The sequence below is a fragment of the Microcoleus sp. Pol12B3 genome, assembly GCF_036701355.1.
GTDB lineage: Bacteria > Cyanobacteriota > Cyanobacteriia > Cyanobacteriales > Microcoleaceae > Microcoleus.
This window is the reverse complement of sequence record NZ_JAUBQS010000049.1, coordinates 13,085-33,070: the sequence shown is the minus strand read 5'-3', so window position 1 is coordinate 33,070 and position 19,986 is coordinate 13,085. Positions and strand designations below refer to the sequence as shown.

Genomic DNA, 19,986 nt, shown 5'->3' with positions numbered 1-19,986 from the left:
TATGGCTCCCGCCGTTTTAATTGAAAATCTTCAGAAACGCTACGGCACTGTAGAAGCCGTTAAAGATGTTTCCTTCAAGGTAGAACCGGGGGAAATATTTGGTTTGCTAGGCCCTAACGGTGCAGGCAAAACCACAACCCTGCGGGTACTTTGTACTTTGAGTGCGCCCGATAGCGGACGCATTGAAGTGTCTGGCATTTCTGCTGTCAGCCAGCCGAGAATTGCCAGACAAAAACTCGGCTACGTCGCCCAAGAAGTTGCTCTCGATAAGGTGCTGACGGGGCGGGAACTCCTGCAACTGCAAGCAGCGCTTTACCATTTGCCGCGCAATACGATTAAAGGGCGGATTGACGAAATGGTGAAACTCCTCGGTTTGGAGGAGTGGGAAAATAAAAAGACGGGTACTTATTCCGGCGGTATCCGCAAACGCCTCGACTTAGCTGCTGGGTTGCTGCACCAGCCCGATGTTTTGGTGTTAGACGAACCGACTGTCGGGCTGGATATTGAAAGCCGGGTGGTAGTGTGGGATTTCCTGCGCCGGTTGCGGGAGGAAGGTACGACGGTTTTGATTACGAGTCACTATCTCGAAGAAGTTGACGCTTTGGCCGATCGCGTGGCGATTATTGACAAGGGTACGGTGATTGCACAGGGCACGCCGGAGGAGCTGAAAAATCGGGTTGGAGGCGATCGGGTGACTCTGCGGATTCGCGAGTTTTCGCCGATCGAAGAAGCCGAAAAAGCTAAAAATCTGATGCAATCGCTGCCTTTTGTGCAGGAAGTAATTGTCAACGCGGCTCAAGGAAATTCTCTCAATTTAGTAGTAACACCGCAAAGCGATGGGCTGGTGACTATTCAGCAAGCTTTGAAAGATGCGGGACTTCCTACTTTTGGGATTGCTCAATCTCGGCCGAGTTTGGATGATGTGTATTTGGCTGCGACTGGTAAGACGCTGTTGGATGCGGAGTTGGCTGCTGCTAGCAACCGCGATTTGAAGGCGGAGCAAAAACAGGCGATGCGATCGTAATTTGAAGGAAGAGGGAAGTTCCGCAGCGGATGTAACGGATGTAACGGATATAAGGAAGAGGGAAGAGGGAAGAAGGAAGAGAAAACCTTCTTCCTTCTGCTATATAATCTTAAGAGGAGAGTGCTGGGGGGGTGACAAAGAGGTCTACGAGATAGACTGTATAAGGGTTGCGGTCCGCATACCTTGTTGATTAAAGCGGCGTTTAGAAGGACTTAACTTCATTAACTGTTCTACCTCGTCAGAATATTGCTCTAGATAATTGACCCACTTTTCTACATCTAAACCAACACCAAATGTACTCCGTCTTCGGTATATTTTTTTAGTTTCTTTGCGGCGAGAGATATATTTTTGTACCTGCTTTTTCCTGATTTCAGTGCCTTGAAATATTCCCGCACTGTAGGCGAGGGTCATGAGCAAAATCATGTTAATAAGTCGGTTTCCTTTTAAGCTAGTTCCTTCAAGATCGTAGCCGACTGTTTTACAGTCTCGGAACATTTCTTCAATACCCATCCGCTGCTTATAAGCATTGATGGCTGCTGGTAACAACTAGCTGTAAATCTGTGAGAATAAACCATGCTTCATCCACATTCCATCCCCCGTAGTTCCTTTTCCACTTACAAGCAATATCAAATCAGGTTAGAGGTTCGTGTTTTGCTCACTCTTGCTCCGTGACAATATAAACAGGTTCCTGGTACTATTCATAATTCATCTAACCGTTGCCAAACTAAATGTTCCATTTCGATACAAGGATTTTTTTTCAGTCTAAAACAAAAAGATATACCCTTTTCCCTCAGCCAGTTTCCCAAATCGACATAACAAAATTCACGGTCTCCTAAAACGATGACTTTATATTGTGCAAATAATGGTAAAACTTACTGTAAATTGGTAGTCTGTGACTCGATGCTACTGTTTCCCAGTTTGGGCAACAGTGACCAGTATAAGGGAATTGCTCTTCGCTCCCCGATCGGGCTAACCATAAATAGATTAATGCGCCCCCATTGACTGCGGTCGATTGAGCTTGATAAACGAGTACCAATGGGGCAATAAGTGGTCAAGCAATAAGTAATTAATGGGAACCAAATTAATGATATAGTTAAATTTGGTAAATCCAGAAATCTTTGTAGTTTTCTGCACCGACTTTCGGTTGTAATTGGATAGGGAAATACCCGGGAGAGCCGTTCTAATCTCACTTGTTTTTCTGATTGTATCAAGGGTAGCAAGATTCCAATCAGTTTAAATTGAGCTGAACTTAGTTGTTTTTTTTAAATCAATTAGGTAGACATTATTTTTTAGATACGCAAGCGTGTAACAATTATGCTGCCTATTTTTTTTGAGCAGCGGATTGGCTCAATCCTTACAAAGGTATGGGTTTGGGGCTGGTTGTTACCCTCCCAGAGATATACCTGTATTTGCAGCGAGTGTGGGGAAAAACAAACAGCAGACTGGTCGCCAGAAATAGTACCGGGACAAGATATCGGAATCAGACTGCAAACTTTTTTGGGATAGATAAATAATTACGGAAATTTATCCTACGAAAAACAAGAAGAACTGTTGTGGGAACTGGGAAAAATAGAAAGAGGAGTGGGAACTTTAGTAGCCACGAATGAAAGAATAGATGGTGCAGTGGCTAAAAGTATTGACCGGCTCAAAGAGTGGGTCAAACAAACCCAGCCCAATATCCATGCGGATGAAACACCTTGGGCAGTCAAAGGGGTAAAAGAATGGTTATGGATTTTTGCCAATACAGATTTCGCATTATTTCATGCGGCTGGTACTCGTTCTCGCTCCGAATTAGAAGTAATTCTGGGTGCAAGCTATACAGGTGTCCTCAGTTCGGATGACTATAGCGTTTATAATGATTATTCAGTCACAGCACAACAGAAATGTCTAGCGCATTTACGCCGTCATTTCAAAAAGCTGAGCAAGTTACCAGGTTTAAATAATCAGGAGATTGGCGTCAAATTTATCGATTTGATCGATGAAGGCTTTCATAATTACGCTTTATACCAAAAAACTCTCTTGATTGACGAGTTCTGGAGTTGGGCATCAGAGTTTAAATTAAAAATTGAATCTGCACTCTTAACTTGGTTTGAGCGAGCCGGAACCCAAGGAAGTAAACTGTTACGTTCCTTGCTCCATAAAGCGGATCAATGGTGGTATTTTCTAAATCACCCAGAGATTCCACCAGATAATAATTTAGCCGAACAAAGGTTACGTGAGAGCCGTTACAAAAAGAAAAGTTAGTGGCGGTTCCCGTTCAATGTCACGGTTCCAAGATACTGCCAATTTATTGACAGTTATACAAACTTGCCGTCGTCAAAGACGTTCAGTCCACCGAGTTTTTTGAGCAAGCTATCAAAGCGAGGGTTAATCCTGCTGTGCAGACCCCATCTTTAATACCCCTGGTTTAGACCTGAATCCTTACGTTTGTTCTTGATACAGCTTTGGAATATGTCTACCGGCTTCCCAATTTTTCACAGTGGTTACACTCACGTTCAATTCATCCGCAACTTGCTGCTGCGTCAATTAGCAGCCTATGCTGGTCTAACTCAAGCGCGATCGCACTTCTGGAACTTCAATTAAAGGCAAAACTCGTTTGTTTTGTACTGGAAACGTCCGACGAAAAAAGGCGTTGTATCTGCAGGATGTAGTGGCGATACCTTGCAACCTCTTACTCCAACCGACTCGCTGTGCGATTATGGGGTCGTGGAAACGTCAAAATGCAGGTGATTGATGCAATGATATCGGCAGTTGCTGCATTGGGCTTTTGGGATTTTAAAATCCCAAAAGCCTTTCGATCCCAATTATTGGAACGCTACCCCTTGACAGGTCAAGACAGTATCTACAAAATAAATAGATCAACCTTGCAAAACTTCAATTAAAGCATCGCCCATTGCCCGACAGCCGACGAGTTTCATGCCTTCCGACATGATATCACCAGTGCGATAACCTCGATTCAAAACTTCTACAACTGCTTGCTCGATTTTATTAGCAGCTTCCGGCTGATTTAAGGCGTAACGTAACATCATTGCCGCACTCAAAACTTGGGCTATGGGATTGGCTTTATCTTGTCCGGCGATGTCTGGTGCGGAACCGTGCACGGGTTCAAAAACTCCCGGTCCGCTTGCTCCCAAACTAGCCGAAGGCAGCATTCCAATACTACCAGTTAGCATCGCCGCCGCATCGGAAAGAATGTCGCCGAATAAATTGCCGGTGACAATTGTATCGAACTGTTTCGGCCAGCGAATTAACTGCATTGCTGCATTGTCAACGTAGAGGTGAGAAAGTTCGACATCAGGGTATTCTGAAGAAAGGGCAATAATACGATCGCGCCACAGTTGCGAAACATCCAAAACATTCGCTTTATCAACGGAACACAGCCTTTTTCCCCGCTTCCTAGCCGTCTCAAAAGCGACTCGCCCGATTCTGTCAATTTCCGACTCGGTGTAAGCCATCGTATTAACACCGCGTTTTTCGCCTGTTTCCGTCTCAAAAATACCTTTCGGTTTGCCGAAATAAATGCCGCCTGTGAGTTCGCGGATGACCATAATATCTACGCCTTCGACAACTTCCCGTTTCAAACTTGAAGCATCAACCAACTGCGGTAAAATAGTCGCCGGACGCAAATTTGCAAACAATCCCAATCCAGCGCGCAGTCCTAATAATCCCGTTTCCGGGCGCTGTTCGCGGGGCAAATTATCCCACTTGTAACCGCCAATTGCTGCTAACAATACTGCCTCGCAGTCGCGGCATTTTAAGAGTGTTTCTTCGGGCAGCGGATTGCCTGTTGCGTCAATAGCAGCACCGCCCATTAAAGCTTCTTGAAATTCAAAGCCGATGTCCAATTGTTGGCCGACAAGTTTCAGGACATCTACCGCCACAGCGATAATTTCAGGGCCGATGCCGTCTCCTGGTAAAAGAGTGATGCGGTAGTTTTGAGTCATATCGATTTAGGAGTTTTGATTTGAGATTTGAGATTGAGAGTTAATGGGAATTCTTTGGAAATGCCAGACATTCTCACAAGGCTATAATCATATCAGGATAAGCAACCTCAGAATTCATTATGACATTCCCGACTTACCCGCCTGCTCAAGCTGAACCGCCTCTAGACCCCCGACAGAGTTTGCCAACAATGTATGATTTACCTAGCGAAGACCCAAAGGAACCCGGTTTGCCAGATACATTTCATTTAGATCAGCCGCAACTCTTGGAATTCACGTTTTTGCCGCCGGGATGGGATGCGGAACAAGTCTTTACAGCCAGTGACCTAAATTTGTATTACGATGCAACACAACCGCGCTGGCACAAACGCCCGGATTGGTTTGCTGCGGTGGGTGTGCCAAGGCTTTATCAAGGGCGCGATATGCGTTTGAGTTATGTAGTTTGGCAAGAACGGGTAAATCCGTTTGTGGTGGTGGAATTGCTATCGCCGGGCACTGAAGATGAAGATTTAGGGCGGACTGTTCAGCAAGCTGGGGAACCGCCGACTAAGTGGCAAGTTTATGAACAAATTTTGCGGATTCCTTACTATTTTATTTTCAGTCGCTACACGGATGAATTGCGAGCTTTTCATCTTGTAGGAGGCCACTATGAACCGGCAGAATTAATTGATGGGCGGTTATTTATTCCTGAGTTGCAGTTGAGTTTAGGTTGGTGGCAGGGCACTTATAAGAGTATGAATCGGTTGTGGTTGCGGTGGTTTACGGCCCAAGGAGGGTTGATTTTGAGTCCGGGTGAAAGAGCAACGGCGGCGGAACGGCAACTGATAGAATCTCAACAGCAACTCATAGCATCTCAACAGCAACTGACAGAATCTCAACAGCGAGAGGAAAGACTAGCGGCGCGGTTGCGGGAGTTAGGCATCGATCCTGAACAGTTGGTTTAATAGTCCCGCACTCAGCCCTGGTGAAACCCCTTTTCAACTCCTCGAATCCGCGCAACAGGAGTGAAATAAGATAAAAACAGTTCGATCGCACGCACTTACAAAAAAATCGGCAAGGAGTCGCACCAGTGGCAGAGGGCGAAGGCATACCAACACCAGCACAGATTGATTATCGGGACTATTCTTGGGCCTTTTGGCCAGTTGTCCCCCTCTATCCCTACAGCAAGCGGCGCACCATCCGCAAGGAAATAGTCAAGGACACAATCTGGACTTTCGACCAACTACAAGGCATTTTCTACGTAGTCGTCCCGATTCGGATGACAGTAATTAAATTAGAACCCGAAGGCCTTCTCGTCTACGCCCCCGTTGCACCGACTCCTGAGTGCATCCGCTTGGTAAAGGAGTTAGTAGCAGAGCACGGCGAGGTGAAGTACATTTTGCTGACAACGGTTTCGGGCATCGAGCACAAAGTTTTTGTCGGCCCCTTTGCGAGGTGTTTTCCCGAAGCGCAGGTGTTTGTCGCCCCGCATCAGTGGAGTTTCCCGGTGAATTTGCCGCTCTCGTGGCTGGGTTTGCCCGCCAAACGCACGTCTGTACTGCCCTTTGACAGCAGCAACACGCCGTTAGCCGATCAATTTGACTGGGCAATTCTCGGCCCGCTAGACCTCGGTTTGGGCAGATTTGCTGAAGTTGCGTTATTTCACAGGCGATCGCGCACCCTGATGTTAACAGATTCCATAGTTTCCATTCCCGAAAATCCGCCCGCGATCGTCCAACTCGACTCGTACCCGCTGCTATTTCACGCCAAAGAAAGCGCCTCGGACACGGTGGCAGACACCCAGGAAAATCGCCGCAAAGGGTGGCAGAGAATCGCCTTATTTGCCATGTATTTTAGCCCCAGCGTGCTGGAAGTGCCGCCGTGGTCGGAGGTATTTGCCAGCGCACGCCAAGCGCCAGAACGCTCAAGGAAAGCTTATTTTGGGTTGTATCCGTTCAAGTGGAAAACAGATTGGGTGCGATCGTTTGAGGCTTTGCGGGGAGGAGGGCGGTTGTTTGTGGCGCCGATTTTGCAGACATTGATTCTCAACCGCGCGCCGAGGGAAACTCTCGATTGGGTGGATCAAGTGGCGAGTTGGGACTTTGAAAAAATTGTACCTTGTCACTTCGATGGTGCGATCGACTCCCGGCCGCGTGAATTTCGCCAAGCATTCTCATTTCTGGAAAAACACTCGCCTGTTAATTCCTTACCCGAAGACGATTTTAAATTGCTCAGGCAGATTGATGCGGGTTTGAATAAAACTGGTTTGGTTCCGCCTGCGAAAGAGAAGGTTTAATCTTACATCTTGCACCATTGTTAAGAACAGGACAGTTTGCCCTAACTTGGGCCAGAAGTAAAACCCAATCCAATTCAACAATAGCTATGACTTCACTAACCAAGAAAGTTCGCAAATCACCCCTCCCTTGGGCAAAGATTCTCGTCGAAACTGTCCCCCCAATCGTTGAGCCAAAATTTGAGAGTGCTTTGTTCCCTGTTGTCCTTGTTCGGGTTTAAGTCCAGCGCCATTGTCTTGCACCTTGAGAACATATTGCCCCTGCTGATGTTCTCCCGTCACGACAATTCGAGTTGTTCCAAGAGCGTGTTTCCCCACATTACATAAAGCTTCCTCTAACCACAAACAGAAATCCCGCTTTCTCTCCAAGGTGAGGTTAGTTTGCTCGATGGGGGCGAAATTCCGCACTTTGACTTGAATGGTCTGGAAATAGGGCAAATTGCGCTTCAAAGTAATGGCATAAACTTCATACAATAAATTATGCAGGGGGCGGTTGAGATCGATACAAGTGCCTTCCCCCAGACGGAGAGTTTGTTCGGAATTAGGGGGTTCTAGGCTGGAAAAAACGGCTGCGGAGTGTTGCTCTGAATCCGCTTCATCGGTGAGACTGCGCCCCACTGCCCGGATCTCTGCATTCAGGCTATGCAAGCGTTGGAACAATTGTTGAGATGGCATCTGTTCTTGCTGCATATCCCGCAGGAGGAGAGCTAAGGTTTGCAAAGGGCCATTGTGGATTTGCGTGAAGGCTTGTTCCATTGCCTGCTGACGAATCGCCTGTCGCTCGACAATTTGAGCATAGTATTGGAGACGCTCGGTATATAAGCCCTGGACGATATCTTGGACGCGGTTATAAAACAGAATCAGGAGAATTTGTATCCCCATTGTTGGGCCGAGGGAGATGAATAAATCTAAGCCTCGCGAAGTGTGAAGTTCTGACGGGTGCAGCAGCAAATAGGTGAGAATTGGGGCAGCGATCGCCATCCAAGCGATCACAGTTGCAATCACCAATTGCTGGCGGCGACGCAGGGCGATCAGCATCACCATTGTCAACACGAACAACGCGGGTGTTACAGGGGGCAAACTATCTACGAGGGTGGTGCCCGATGTGACGATCGCTTGTAGGGTATATAACCAACTGGGAACCACTACGAACAGTACCCCTGCAAGTAAAGCCAGATTTATCACTTGTTGCAAGCTCTCTGGTTTTTTGTAGAGACGAATCAGTAAAATCAGGCAGGCGATCGCCAACAACGGAGGTGTAATTAGATAAATGGTACGAGGGTGCGGTTGCAGTCGGTGCAGAAATGTAGCAATAGTTGCGCCAACCGTCGCCAAACTCAACATTGCCAGCACGACTCGGCGCTTTAAAATTAAAATATTGTATGGCTCATTAACCGTAGACATTGCTCGTTTAATCAATTAATCCAATTTTACGGGCACGAATTTGGGTTTGTGCACGCATATTTTTACCCTCTTCCGGGTAGATTGAGAGTGCATCCTGAATCTTAGACCAATAGTGGCGAATCATCCGTTCGGACTTGTGCATAGTTTGGGCGATCGCTTTATCCTGAAGTCCCTCCTCAAAAGCGAGTCGCATTACTTCCAACCATTCGGGTTTCACTTCCAAGTCGGTTTGCAGGTCTTTGGTATGGGTTAACCCTTGCATAGCCCACTCCATCCGGGTCAGGAAGGTATCTATTGGCACGCTTTTGTCTGCGATCGTAAATCCTCCCTGATGATTGTCAATTTCCGGTATGATGCGAATCAATGCCTTGACGTTACTGCTTTGCACCATCAGGTTTAGCTGGGGATAATCCTGCATCAAGACCTTCAGCAACCCCAATCCCTGCTCAACATTGGCAGCCGTTCCTGATATCTCTGGAAGGGACAAATCCACGATCGCCAGGTCAGGCAAATGCTTTCTCACTTCGGTTAGAGCCTCCTGGACGGTTTGGCAAGAGCGGATTTGTGCCCTAGGAAAGCGATCGCCAACCAGACTAATCGTTCCATTGAGAAGCAAGCGATGGTCATCAACGATCAGAATATCTAGTTGCTGCTCTTGGGTCAAACTATCTGGCATCAGCGCTTCTCGACGCAACAACCTTATCTTAACTTGGTTTCATCAAGGGATCTTTAAAGCTGCTAGCGATTACCCCTTATGAGTTAAGCCCTATCGATTCGGGACATATTAAGAAAGTGGAACTTTTGTCAATGAGTAAATATATCTAATCTGCCTGTCATCAATGGGGTCGATCGGGTGATTACCGAAAACTACCATGCACCTGACCGAAAATACCAGCTCAACTTGTCCGAAACTACCAATGATGAAAGCTTCTGGAGGTTTGGATACTGGAATTATCAAAGACCAACAACATTGATTTTGGGAAAAAAACAATGCACGCTGACCAAACAACTCACTCCACCTTAACCCCTGGCAGTAATAACAATGAGGCCAATCAAGTTAAATACTTGCAACAACAACTCAATCTTTTTTACCACAGCTATATCAGTGTCGATGGCTACTTTGGTGATATTACTACTGAGTATGTCAAAAAGTTTCAAGCTGATTGCTGCCTGAAAGTTAATGGCATTGTTGATTCACCAACTTGGAGTTACCTTGACGCTATCGTTCCTTATTCCAACAAAATGCACTCTACCTTGAGCCAAAGCAAAAGCAACAATCCTTCGGAAGTGAAATATCTACAGGCACGCCTCAATCAAGCCAAAAGGCAAGGAAAATCAGGAAGTATGACGATAGCTGTAGATGGCGATTTCGGCAATAAAACCACGACACGAGTGAAAGGCTTTCAATCAGATTTCTGGCTAACTGCTGATGGTATTGTAGGAAATAACACCTGGTTATTACTCGAAGACGCACTCTTAAAAAGCTAACACGGCTGACACTGGCAACTCCTAATTTAAGCAAGGTGAAGTTTTATTAAGGTTGCCCGAATAAATTTTAATCAAAGGTGAATCCTGATTAAAATTTACACATGAAATATTTCCGAATAAGGAAATCATCGCTATGATGCCAATGTTCAACCCAGATGATACTGACTCCAATCCTAGTTTTAGGCTTCAAGAATTTTTTGAGTTTCACAGGTAAAGAATGAAAGCCTCTTCCTTCATTCCCTGCTACCTACTCCCCTTTTTCTTGGAAAGTTATCTCGTACTCTTTAGATTTCTTATGTTTCGTACAATTAAATCAAGAACATGAAAAGGCGAACATTTCTATCAGCAACGGGTTTGGCAGGAGCTGCACTAATTGGCTCTCAAATTGTAAATAAATCCGACAGTCCGGCAATTGCACAAACATCGGGATATAAAAAGCCCAATATCCTGGTGATTGTCGTAGACCAACTACGCACTCCCCAATGGTTTCCAGCACAAGCCACTCTCGACAAATATCTACCCGCGATCGCGAAATTGCGAAAGAGTTCAGTCAACTTCACGCGGTACTATACAGCAGCAACAGCCTGCACGGCCGCTCGCGGCACATTGGTGACAGGTTTATACTCCCACCAAACATTTGTGATGGATACGCATTTGAATGATGGTGGTGAGAGTAGTAGCATACTCTTTCCAGCGCCAGCGCCAAGTCTTAATCCTGGCTTTCCTACCTGGGGAAAACTGTTGCGAGACAACTTTGGTTACAGTACGTGGTGGTTCGGTAAATGGCATTTATCCACCGGAGATTCCCTAGAACCCTACGGATTTAGTGGCGGAACTTATCCTTCCCCCAATGGTAATCCCGGAGAAGGTTTAGAAGTAGACCCTTATATTGTCAAAGGCGGTACGCCTCCTCAAGGAATTAAATCCACCGAACAGTTTACCGAGTGGCTCAATTCCAACGAAGCCAGAAAGACTCCTTGGTGTACGACCATCAGCTTAATCAACCCCCATGACATTTCTTGGTACCCCCAAGGAACGAAGGACATACCCGCAGAAAGCAACCCGCCAAGTGTCTTCAAAGATAAAATTCCCAACTTTGAAAACCCCATCGGGTTAGCGAAAAAGCCCCGCTTGCAAGAAGCATTCCGCCGAGCAGCAAACTTAGGGGCTGGCTACTTACCGCCTAAATTCGGAGAACCCTGGCTGAAACTGTTGGATTCATACCTACTATTCCAACAATTTGTGGACGCTCAAATCGGGAAAGCACTTGATAGTTTAGAAAAATCCCCATTTGCCCAAAATACGATCGTCGTGTTTACCTCAGACCACGGCGAGTATGGCGGTTCTCACGGGTTGCGCGGTAAAAGTGCTGCTGTCTATGAAGAATCAATTAACGTTCCTCTTTACATCAAAGACCCAACTAAACAGTGGGTTTCCACCCCAGGAACAGAACGGACACAACTTTGCTCTAGCGTAGATATTGTTCCCTTGTTACTTACCCTCGCTAGTGGAGATAATAGATGGCGTACCCAACAGGCATTCTCGCATTTAAAGACACGCTTGGATATTGCCCAAATCCTGCGCCAACCAAATGCGTCAGGTCGCCCTTACATTCTTCATACGACAGATGAACTGATCTTAGATTTGTTGGGCGCTTTGCTACTCGCCGGCGATGCTCCAAATCATGTAATTGGATATCGCACAGACAAAGCGAAACTAGGAGCTTATAACTTCTGGCGTTCTGGCACCATCGATATTCAAACCAAAGGTATGGAAGCAGAACTTTACAACTACAGTACAGCTAGAGGAAAGCAGGAATTAGATAACGTCAGGAACTCTGAACTTAGATTGTACTCTCAACTGGTGAGCCATCTCTTTAACGACGCTATTCCCAATGAATTGCGTAAACCTCTACCTACACCCGAACTGCAAGCCGTGCAACAACAAGCCTTAAAAGACTATTTGTCCTTCGCCGACCAGACAACCAGGACAAAAAGCAGGCTGGATAAAACAGATGAACAACTCCTGGCGTTAAATGCTGCAATTGCTAATTTGTAGCTTCGCCCCACATAGATCAAAAATTTTGGGAAACCTGAAATCGGCGGTGCGGTATAAAAACCCCATGCCTGATTCCGAAGCCACTGTTAAACACCATCAATTTTGGCTTTAAGCGCTGATGGAATTGTTAGGAATAATACCTAGTCAGTTCTAGAAGAACCACTCCGGAAAAGTTAATAAGGCTGACTTAGCAATTCCTAATTTAAGCCAGGTGAAGTCTGGTTAGACTTCACCTTTTTTTTGATGAAGCAGGGAAGGAGGAAGACTAATGGATAAGATAACTCTTGTGTCCAGCCTAATTATCTTTGGTACAGCGGGATTAATTGCGGGCGTTGTCTATCATGAACTTTGTTGGTGGCGACGAATGCGTTGTTTGGAACAACAACTGCTAACACAGCAACAGTTAATCGAGCTGCTTGAGGCAGAAATTCACAATGGTGCCTTACAAAGGCTGGCGTTCTTGATCAGAGAGCTTCAGATTCATGAGTTGTCCCAACAAGAGTTACTCCAGCATTTACGCTCTGTTTATCAAGATGTTCAGGCTGCTCTTTCTATTGACAAATCCCACTAATTTAAGATGGCTTTAACAGCCCTTCTCTGTTGAATTGCGTAGATTAGCCCATAGACATTCGCTCCAGTTTCTTAACCGGTCACGACTGGAGCTTCTCAAGCCACAGCCAACCTGATAGCAATCAAGGGTTTGGGCGATTAACCTGCAAAGGCAAGACCCTATCAAGCTGATTACCGAAAAGTGGAATGCTGATGACAGAAAATACCAACTAAACTTGTCTGAAACTACAAATAATTGTTGTAGCTTAAGTTTTATATACTGGAATTATCAATACATAAGTCATCTGCCACTAATGATTAATTGGGATGCGTAAAAAGTGGCTAATGATAACAAGGGAACTCAAAACTTGCCTCAGCCACAATTTTCCACAAAAACAGCACTTGTGGAGATAGCAGATACAGCACTTCCGGATGTTATGAGGTACAGTAGCAGCAATTAATAAACTAGAAATGTTGAATATTGATACAAAACTTTACAGATTCAGATAGAGCAAGACTAACCAGGTAAACATTTCAAGAAAACATGAGTTCCTCAAACCAATGAACACAACTAATTTTCTGACACATACAAGCTTGAAGATAGCGCATTTTGTCTAATAGTTTGTTACCATGGCGCGGCAATAGATATCAGTAGTAAAATTAGATATGCAATTAGCCTAGTATAAAGTTGTATGGTAATACAATTCAAACTTTTGCTAATCAATCTATCAAGTTTTAGGTGCACCTTTAAAAACTTCCAGAACAATTCTACTCCCATTTTAAGCGATATATCTCCCTAATTTCATCATCAGAAACTGCCGCCTCTCCATCATCCGATAAATTAGTGACTAAGCGAAACTCACTTTTGGTATCTACATCACAAAAATTTACCATTCTATAAAAGCGAGCATCGGTTAATGAACCAATTATTATCAACCTACTTTCTGACTAAAATTCTAACTTCCAATTGTTGTTAATCCGCAACATAAAATATTTGTTATCTTGGATTAATTATTGAATAAACTTTAGTCAGGCACATCCTAATTCCATTACTTCCACAGCATTTCCTGGCAGTTTAGACATCATCTTTGAACCCAAATTATAATCATGAGCCTGTCCAAAGTTAATGAGGTTATCGTCGGGACTCCCTGTCGATAAATTGAGGGTAGTAAAAACTTTAACTCTTTGGATGACCTAGGATCCATAATAATTTACTTGTCAATGTAATAATTATTGAATCAATTGGAGAAATGGCGTATGTATTAGGCATTTTTTTGTGAGTTGCGTTGGGAATAATTGATTCAATTGCTTATAAATCTTTCGGAATGGTTCTTGACTTCGATGAGTGTTAGCCTTGGAAAATGTTGAAATATCAACCTCAAATCCTATAGGGTTTATCGGTTTAAACAAATCGCGCTTGACGAGTTAAGCTATTATCCAGGACATAAGCTAACCAACACTCGACCAAAAGGCGGCTATTCAAAACTGGATAATCATTTTTTGGGAGCCCTTTGAGGATATCTTTGACAATCTTGGGAAAGTGATTTAGAATCATTATTAATAGATATTTTTTTATATTTAGCCCAATTTTAACCGATTTTGGGCAATTTATATCACTTATTTATTCACTTTCAATACTTTTGGGTGGCTCGATGATTTGTGGTAAAATGAACCAAGGGCTTATAGCCCCAATATCCCGTACAACTGCCTAATAAAATTATTGTTAGTATCAGCCATAAAGGATGTCTGATTCCTCTCGGTTGTCGATGGTCGGGAACAGATTTAATTGCTTCAATTAAATTCATTGTTGATGCACTCCATGACTTGATAGTCTTACAAGTTCCAAATACGCGATCGCCTCTTCTATGAGACCTTTATCCTGTGATAATTAATCCACCCTGCCTAACCCCCCTTAACAAGGGGGGGACTGGAGTCTTCAAAGTCCCCCTTCTTAAGGGGGATTTAGGGGGATCTAGACTTAGATATAAACGAGAGAAATAGAGGGTTTTAGTCTTAAGCTGAGACTTTTGAACACTGCCCTGTCCCTACTAAATCAATTTACGAATTTTTCAACTTAAACTCATCAAACTTCACCACTTCCGACTCCGGTTTCCGCGTATCAAAATAGTAGCTACTAACCGTACCTTCCCCCGTATCAAAAATAGTAAAAGCCGTAATATCATTGCTATCAATATACGGCAGGGGCAGCCTATCTTCTCCCAACAAAGGCGCAACAGTCGGCACCACAGGTTCCAATCCGTTCGGGTCTCCAATAGCGCTGTAATCTTCCCGATATCCCGGCGGCACAAATCGGCGCTTTTCCCCCACAAAAGCACCGTAACTGTTGCCAACATTAGAAGTCTCCAAAAAGTGCATTCCGCTGGAACTTACAAACCGATTCCACAAGTACGAATGTCCGTAAAATACCAACTGCACCCCCGCTGTTTCTAGCAGTTGCACTACATCCCGAATCAGATAATCTTGCTGTTTCGGATACTCGTAACGCACCATTTTAATCTCGCCATTCTCAGCGCGATCGACTATTTGCACTGGATCAGTATAAGCAGGTACAATATTGTCACCCAGAGAATGTGGCGGGTAGTGAAACATCACAATTTTATATTTTGCCTGCTGGAATTCCGAACTCTTTAACTCTTGTTGCAGCCAATTATATTGAGCGCTGCCCTTGACAATAGGCTCAAAAATATGCTGTCCGTATCCCCATTTTTCGGGATTATTAAAATCTGCGTCTCGTTCCCGATACCTGCCTCTCGCACCCGCATCTAAATTCGGAGTCCGCCAGATATTCGCAACGTACAAAGTCACTAACCGCACTTCCCCAAAAGTCACAGCATAGTAATTTTTGCCTCCCGGCAAATTGAAAATTTCGTCATAGGTATCGCTATTAAAACTATTGTTTTTTAGCCATATTTCCCGCACGGAAGGGTCATTATTGGGATTCAAAGAGGCAGCACGTTGAGCGTAGATTTTCTCGGCAGCGGCGCGGGGAAAAGGATCACTAAATTGGTCATAGAGTGTGCTGTTGGTTGCAAACCTGCCCATGATTTCGTGATTGCCAATGGCGGGGAATAAAGGCGCGTGTTGGATCAGTTCGCCGCCGCTGTAAACGGTTTTGATACCGTTTTTGTCCAGTTCGGAAAATGCGCGACCTTGCATAGCGGCAAAGAAGGCGCGGCCTCGGTCGTCGTCAAACCATTCGGAAGCGCGATCGGGTATATTAATTAAATCCCCAGCCATGAAAACCGCGTCAACTCTCCCAATTGTTTCGGCTACTTTCTGGAGATTTGCTGCTGTCATAGGCATCAATTGATGGTCGGAAGTTAGGAGGATTTTGAGCGACCTTCCTGCTGCTGGTGTCGGAGAAAGAGTGAAAACTTTGCTGCTGACAGATGCGCCGTCTTTCCTTTCGCTAGTGACTCGATAAGGAATGCGAACACCGGGCATTAAATTGGAGACTTCTGCTTCGTGGCGCCAGATGTCGCGGACAATTGGATTGCTGTCAATTATGCTTTGTTTCATTTCATCGGAGATGCGCGAGTCTTTGTCTTCGCGAGTGCGGCTTAGCTTAGTAGTATTTGCCATCACAACTTGATTCAAATTTTCGCCGTAAGCAACAGTGTTGCGAGTACCGCCAAACTCGGTGAACCAGACAACTCGCACCGAGTTTGCTGTTGGGACTTGCAAAAACGGATCGGTTAAAAGCTGAGGTTCGTTGAGGTTAGATGGCATAATGAAACCTAGCAAGAGGACAATCAAAATCAAAACAGCAAAAAACCAGGGATTGCGAGAATAACCTTGAGAACTTTCTACTTTATTGGGCAAAGGCGTTAACATAATTCATTAGTCATTAGTTGTAGGGGGGGTTTCACCAGCCAAACGCAACTCCCCCCCCCAAATACATATAAACCCGCGCCGCTAACTTTAAATTTTAAACTACCAACGCGATCACAAAGTTAAGAAAATAGTAAAATATCTCACATCAAACAAACCTCAACCATTTTTTGACCTCTTGTGCTCTCTCCATTCTCTTTCTCAGCGCCCTCTGCGCCCTCTGCGGTTCATTAAAAAAAACTCTCAAAAATGATTGAGACTTGCGATATAACATTCTTAACACCCTTCCTTCAATCTAAAATCTAAAATCTAAAATCTCATGACTCGCCACCTTCTCAAGGCTAACTGCAAAACCGTACACTTGGGCGGTTTCTCTCCGAATATCGAACCTGCTTTAAGGGTGGATTCAGGCGATCGCATCGACATCGAAACCTATTCAGGATATTATGTTGCTGACAAAGCGCCGCCGGAATTTCAAACGCCGGAATTTTTAGATATTTGTCAGAATTTGCCTCCCAACCGCAAAGTTGGCCCTGGGCCCCACTTGCTGACAGGCCCGATTTATGTTAACAATGCCGAACCGGGAGACGTTTTAGAAATTCACATTGAGAATGTTTACCCAAGTTTGCCAGTAGGATTTAATGCAATTCGCGCCGGATGGGGAGCATTACCTGATTATTTTCCAGAACCTAAATTGCGTTTTATTCCGCTAGATTTACCGCAAAAAACTGCTGAATTTCCCCCAGGTAGCGACATTCGGATTCCCCTGCATCCTTTTTTTGGAATTATCGGCGTTGCAAATTCAGAAATCAACCGTTCTTCTATTCCTCCAGAGCGCTACGGTGGCAATCTGGACAATCAGGAACTCCAAGCAGGAACGCGGTTATTTTTACCTGTTTTTATGCGCGGCGGTTTACTGTCCATCGGCGACGGACATTCGGCACAAGGAGACGGTGAAGTTGACGGTACTGCTATAGAAACTTCGATGAACGGGACTATTAAAATCATCTTACGCAAGGATTTTATTTTGATGTTTCCGTTTGCAGAAACGCCCACTCATATTGTAATTATGGGATTTGGTAGAACATTAGATGAAGCGTTTGAGATGGCGGTAAAACAGACGGTTTATTGGCTGCAAAAGTTTGCAGGTTTCCAAGAGGAAGATGCTTATGTTTTGTGTTCCATTGCGGTAAATTTTCGGATTACTCAGGCTGTCAACAATCCCCAAAAAGGAGTTCACGGAATGATGCCCAAGTGTATTTTGCCCGAAGGGAAAATTATTGGTCACGGAGTTTGAGGTAAAATGATAACACGCGATCGACCAAATAATTAGGATCGCGATCGCACAAACGACACCAATTTGTCACTGCTGTGGTCGATCTGGATCGCGATCCTGTTGACAATTAAGCTTAAAATGATATAAGTTACCAGTTCTACCTAAATCGAACTCAACATGAAAAACCAGACTGACGATGTTGCCAAAAAAGATTTAGTCGATCGAGCTTTTGGGAATGCAGCAATACCAGATCCGACAGCGTGGGTGCACGAACATTATTTTCTGGCTAATTTCGCCGATACTCTGGCACACATCCAAGAACATATGTCTGAAGACAGTTGCGAAATCGGCGATAATGTTGACTCTGGTGAGGGGGTATTATCGATCGATGCCAAAATTAGAGATATGTTGAGAGCTACTTTTAGCGACGACGGCTGGCATTATGTCGAAAGTTTATTGTGAGTTTGGTAAAACCCACAAGTATTTGTACGTTCATAACTTGAGAACGTAAGTTATACCAGTTTAACAAAAGAATCCAACTTTAGGCCGGTGATCTACCCCATTAGATCATGCATGCGTTATGCGCAATTCTTTAATCTCAAATATCAAATCTCCAATAATATAAATTCCATCTGCGCCGGAATGATATCAAATCCGCGCTTCCGGAGTCGGGCATAAAGTCGAATCAAGCTGCCAACAAATAATTCGCGCTATTTTCATTTTTTTGACTCACAGTCAACAGCCAACAATGATAAGGAGTGCAACCGGAATCGATATGATATCAGTTTCCTCTCTCAACGCAGACTCGCAACTAAGAGTGAGTGGCTGCGTGCATTTCCACCCCAATTTGAAGTAAATTGGACTATTGTGATGTAGGATACTTTAGATAGGGGAGAAATTACTGTCGCTAGGAATTTCAATCGATCGCAAAAAAGCCGCACTTTCTTCGGGCAAAGCAGTATTGATAAACATCCCGCTACCCAACTCAAACCCAGCTTGCTTAGTAACTCTGGGAATAATTGCAATATACCAGTGAAAGTATTTTGTTGCCCGTTGGGCGATCGGCACCGATCGAATATTATAGTTATAATCGGGATTGTTCAATCCGTAATAAAGCTTAGCCAGTACAGTTTTCAAAGTATCAGCAAGATCGGCAACTTCCCCATCAGTTATTTCATCAAACGAAGAGGAATGACGGCGCGGAAAAATCCACGTGTGAAACGGTGAAAGTGCAGCGTAAGGGATAAAAGCGACAAAATGTTCACTCTCACAAATCACTCTTTCCTCCGCCGCTAATTCATCTTCCAAAGTCCGGCAAAATAGACATTCTCCCGTGTCATCAAAATATCTAATAGCTTCGTCGATGCGGCTGCGAAATTGGCTGGGTACAACGGGCGTCGCTGCTATCTGCGAGTGGGGGTGTTCGAGAGAAGTTCCGGCACTTTCCCCGTGATTTTTGAAGATAATAATTGTTTCAATGTGGGGATTTTTTCTAATTTCTACATACCGCTGGCGGTATACTAAAAGTATGTTTGCAACTTCTTTAACACTCAACAAAGCTGTCGTCAAATCATGTCGCGGGTGTTCGACAATTACCTCGTGAACGCCGATTCCCGCCATCGTGCGGTGAATTCCCGATGATATCCTCATCCATTCTGCTGTCGGGGAGAGGGCGGGATATTTGTTGTAAATTGCCCTGACTTTCCAGCCAGTGCGATCGCCCAAACGGCAAGTTTCTAAGGTTCCGTCTTCCTCATTTCCCACGCAAAAAGGGCAATCGGCACGGTGCGGTGGCACTACGGCAGCCCACTTTTTTTTGTTAGCGAATTGATCCGGTCTTGTCGCCCGTTCCGTGGCGATGATTACCCAATCTCTGGTAATTAGATTTTGTCTAAGTTCAGACATTTTCTTACCTTCAGTTTCCGGGTCAAATTGTGTCTTATTTTAGACAAAAACTTTTATTTTGTCACTCACTAGAGTAAATTTTTTACAAATCTTAATTTATAATTAAATCGGCAGTTTCTCAACAAAAGTTAACAACATTTGAAACCAGCGATAGAGGACGATTAGCGACTAAAGGTGTCTCCCCCGATGTTACAGAATATCTATCTAAGCAGTACGG

Annotated in this window: 16 protein-coding genes and 2 pseudogenes; 9 read left to right on the top strand and 9 right to left on the bottom strand. The window is 44.6% G+C overall.

Going from position 1 to position 19,986, the window contains the following annotated elements:
• Position 1: 1 nt before the first annotated feature.
• On the top strand, positions 2-1,024 hold the full coding sequence (locus QUA53_RS21520) for an ATP-binding cassette domain-containing protein (protein ID WP_333099760.1): 1,023 nt from the start codon (positions 2-4) through the stop codon (positions 1,022-1,024).
• A 144-nt stretch (positions 1,025-1,168) separates the two neighbouring features.
• Here the strand turns inward: QUA53_RS21520 and QUA53_RS21515 are convergent, their stop codons facing one another.
• The gene (locus tag QUA53_RS21515) at positions 1,169-1,570 is read right to left on the bottom strand and encodes a hypothetical protein (RefSeq protein ID WP_333099713.1); all 402 of its coding nucleotides are present in this window, start codon (positions 1,568-1,570) and stop codon (positions 1,169-1,171) included.
• A gap of 846 nt (positions 1,571-2,416) precedes the next feature.
• Here QUA53_RS21515 and tnpC point away from each other — a divergent pair.
• A pseudogene (gene tnpC, locus QUA53_RS21510) lies at positions 2,417-3,435 on the top strand (IS66 family transposase); the annotation flags it as partial.
• 10 nt (positions 3,436-3,445) lie between these two features.
• Here tnpC and QUA53_RS21505 read toward each other — a convergent pair.
• Positions 3,446-3,517 carry a hypothetical protein gene (locus QUA53_RS21505; RefSeq protein ID WP_333152334.1) on the bottom strand — a complete coding sequence of 24 codons (72 nt, stop codon included), beginning with the start codon at positions 3,515-3,517 and terminating at the stop codon, positions 3,446-3,448.
• A gap of 365 nt (positions 3,518-3,882) precedes the next feature.
• Positions 3,883-4,968: a 3-isopropylmalate dehydrogenase gene (leuB, locus tag QUA53_RS21500; protein WP_333099717.1), complete on the bottom strand. Its 1,086-nt coding sequence runs from the start codon at positions 4,966-4,968 to the stop codon at positions 3,883-3,885.
• 119 nt (positions 4,969-5,087) lie between these two features.
• Between leuB and QUA53_RS21495 the strand changes: the two genes are divergently transcribed.
• Together QUA53_RS21495 and QUA53_RS21490 are read left to right on the top strand one after the other, a co-directional pair.
• The gene (locus tag QUA53_RS21495; protein ID WP_333099719.1) at positions 5,088-5,909 is read left to right on the top strand and encodes a Uma2 family endonuclease; all 822 of its coding nucleotides are present in this window, start codon (positions 5,088-5,090) and stop codon (positions 5,907-5,909) included.
• Between the two features lie 125 nt (positions 5,910-6,034).
• A complete protein-coding gene (locus QUA53_RS21490) occupies positions 6,035-7,240 on the top strand; it encodes a DUF4336 domain-containing protein (protein WP_333099721.1) in 1,206 nt (401 codons plus the stop codon).
• Between the two features lie 84 nt (positions 7,241-7,324).
• On the opposite strand, the gene QUA53_RS21485 is transcribed toward QUA53_RS21490, so the two are convergent.
• On the bottom strand, positions 7,325-8,641 hold the full coding sequence (locus QUA53_RS21485) for a hypothetical protein (RefSeq protein WP_333099723.1): 1,317 nt from the start codon (positions 8,639-8,641) through the stop codon (positions 7,325-7,327).
• A 7-nt stretch (positions 8,642-8,648) separates the two neighbouring features.
• Positions 8,649-9,317 (bottom strand): response regulator transcription factor, encoded by a 669-nt coding sequence (locus tag QUA53_RS21480; protein ID WP_333099724.1) that lies wholly within the window; start codon positions 9,315-9,317, stop codon positions 8,649-8,651.
• Positions 9,318-9,631: 314 nt separating this feature from the next.
• Here QUA53_RS21480 and QUA53_RS21475 point away from each other — a divergent pair, with 314 nt between their 5' ends.
• From QUA53_RS21475 to QUA53_RS21465, 3 genes are all read left to right on the top strand, one after another.
• Positions 9,632-10,129, top strand: coding sequence for a peptidoglycan-binding protein (locus QUA53_RS21475; RefSeq protein WP_333099725.1), 498 nt, complete (start codon positions 9,632-9,634; stop codon positions 10,127-10,129).
• A gap of 321 nt (positions 10,130-10,450) precedes the next feature.
• Positions 10,451-12,187, top strand: coding sequence for a sulfatase-like hydrolase/transferase (locus QUA53_RS21470; RefSeq protein ID WP_333099728.1), 1,737 nt, complete (start codon positions 10,451-10,453; stop codon positions 12,185-12,187).
• A gap of 268 nt (positions 12,188-12,455) precedes the next feature.
• The gene (locus QUA53_RS21465) at positions 12,456-12,758 is read left to right on the top strand and encodes a hypothetical protein (RefSeq protein WP_333099730.1); all 303 of its coding nucleotides are present in this window, start codon (positions 12,456-12,458) and stop codon (positions 12,756-12,758) included.
• A 512-nt stretch (positions 12,759-13,270) separates the two neighbouring features.
• Here QUA53_RS21465 and QUA53_RS21460 read toward each other — a convergent pair.
• From QUA53_RS21460 to QUA53_RS21455, 3 genes and pseudogenes are all read right to left on the bottom strand, one after another.
• A pseudogene (locus QUA53_RS21460) lies at positions 13,271-14,291 on the bottom strand (IS4 family transposase).
• A 76-nt stretch (positions 14,292-14,367) separates the two neighbouring features.
• Positions 14,368-14,541, bottom strand: coding sequence for a transposase family protein (locus QUA53_RS29305; RefSeq protein ID WP_445304976.1), 174 nt, complete (start codon positions 14,539-14,541; stop codon positions 14,368-14,370).
• Positions 14,542-14,794: 253 nt separating this feature from the next.
• Entirely contained in the window at positions 14,795-16,591 is a 1,797-nt protein-coding gene (locus QUA53_RS21455) for a metallophosphoesterase (RefSeq protein ID WP_333099732.1), read from the bottom strand.
• A 316-nt stretch (positions 16,592-16,907) separates the two neighbouring features.
• Here QUA53_RS21455 and QUA53_RS21450 point away from each other — a divergent pair, with 316 nt between their 5' ends.
• Together QUA53_RS21450 and QUA53_RS21445 are read left to right on the top strand one after the other, a co-directional pair.
• The gene (locus tag QUA53_RS21450; RefSeq protein WP_333099734.1) at positions 16,908-17,885 is read left to right on the top strand and encodes an acetamidase/formamidase family protein; all 978 of its coding nucleotides are present in this window, start codon (positions 16,908-16,910) and stop codon (positions 17,883-17,885) included.
• 156 nt (positions 17,886-18,041) lie between these two features.
• On the top strand, positions 18,042-18,326 hold the full coding sequence (locus tag QUA53_RS21445) for a hypothetical protein (protein ID WP_333099735.1): 285 nt from the start codon (positions 18,042-18,044) through the stop codon (positions 18,324-18,326).
• 420 nt (positions 18,327-18,746) lie between these two features.
• Here QUA53_RS21445 and galT read toward each other — a convergent pair whose 3' ends face one another.
• Positions 18,747-19,769, bottom strand: a complete 1,023-nt coding sequence (galT, locus tag QUA53_RS21440) for a galactose-1-phosphate uridylyltransferase (protein ID WP_333099736.1) — start codon at positions 19,767-19,769, stop codon at positions 18,747-18,749.
• Positions 19,770-19,986: the final 217 nt, after the last annotated feature.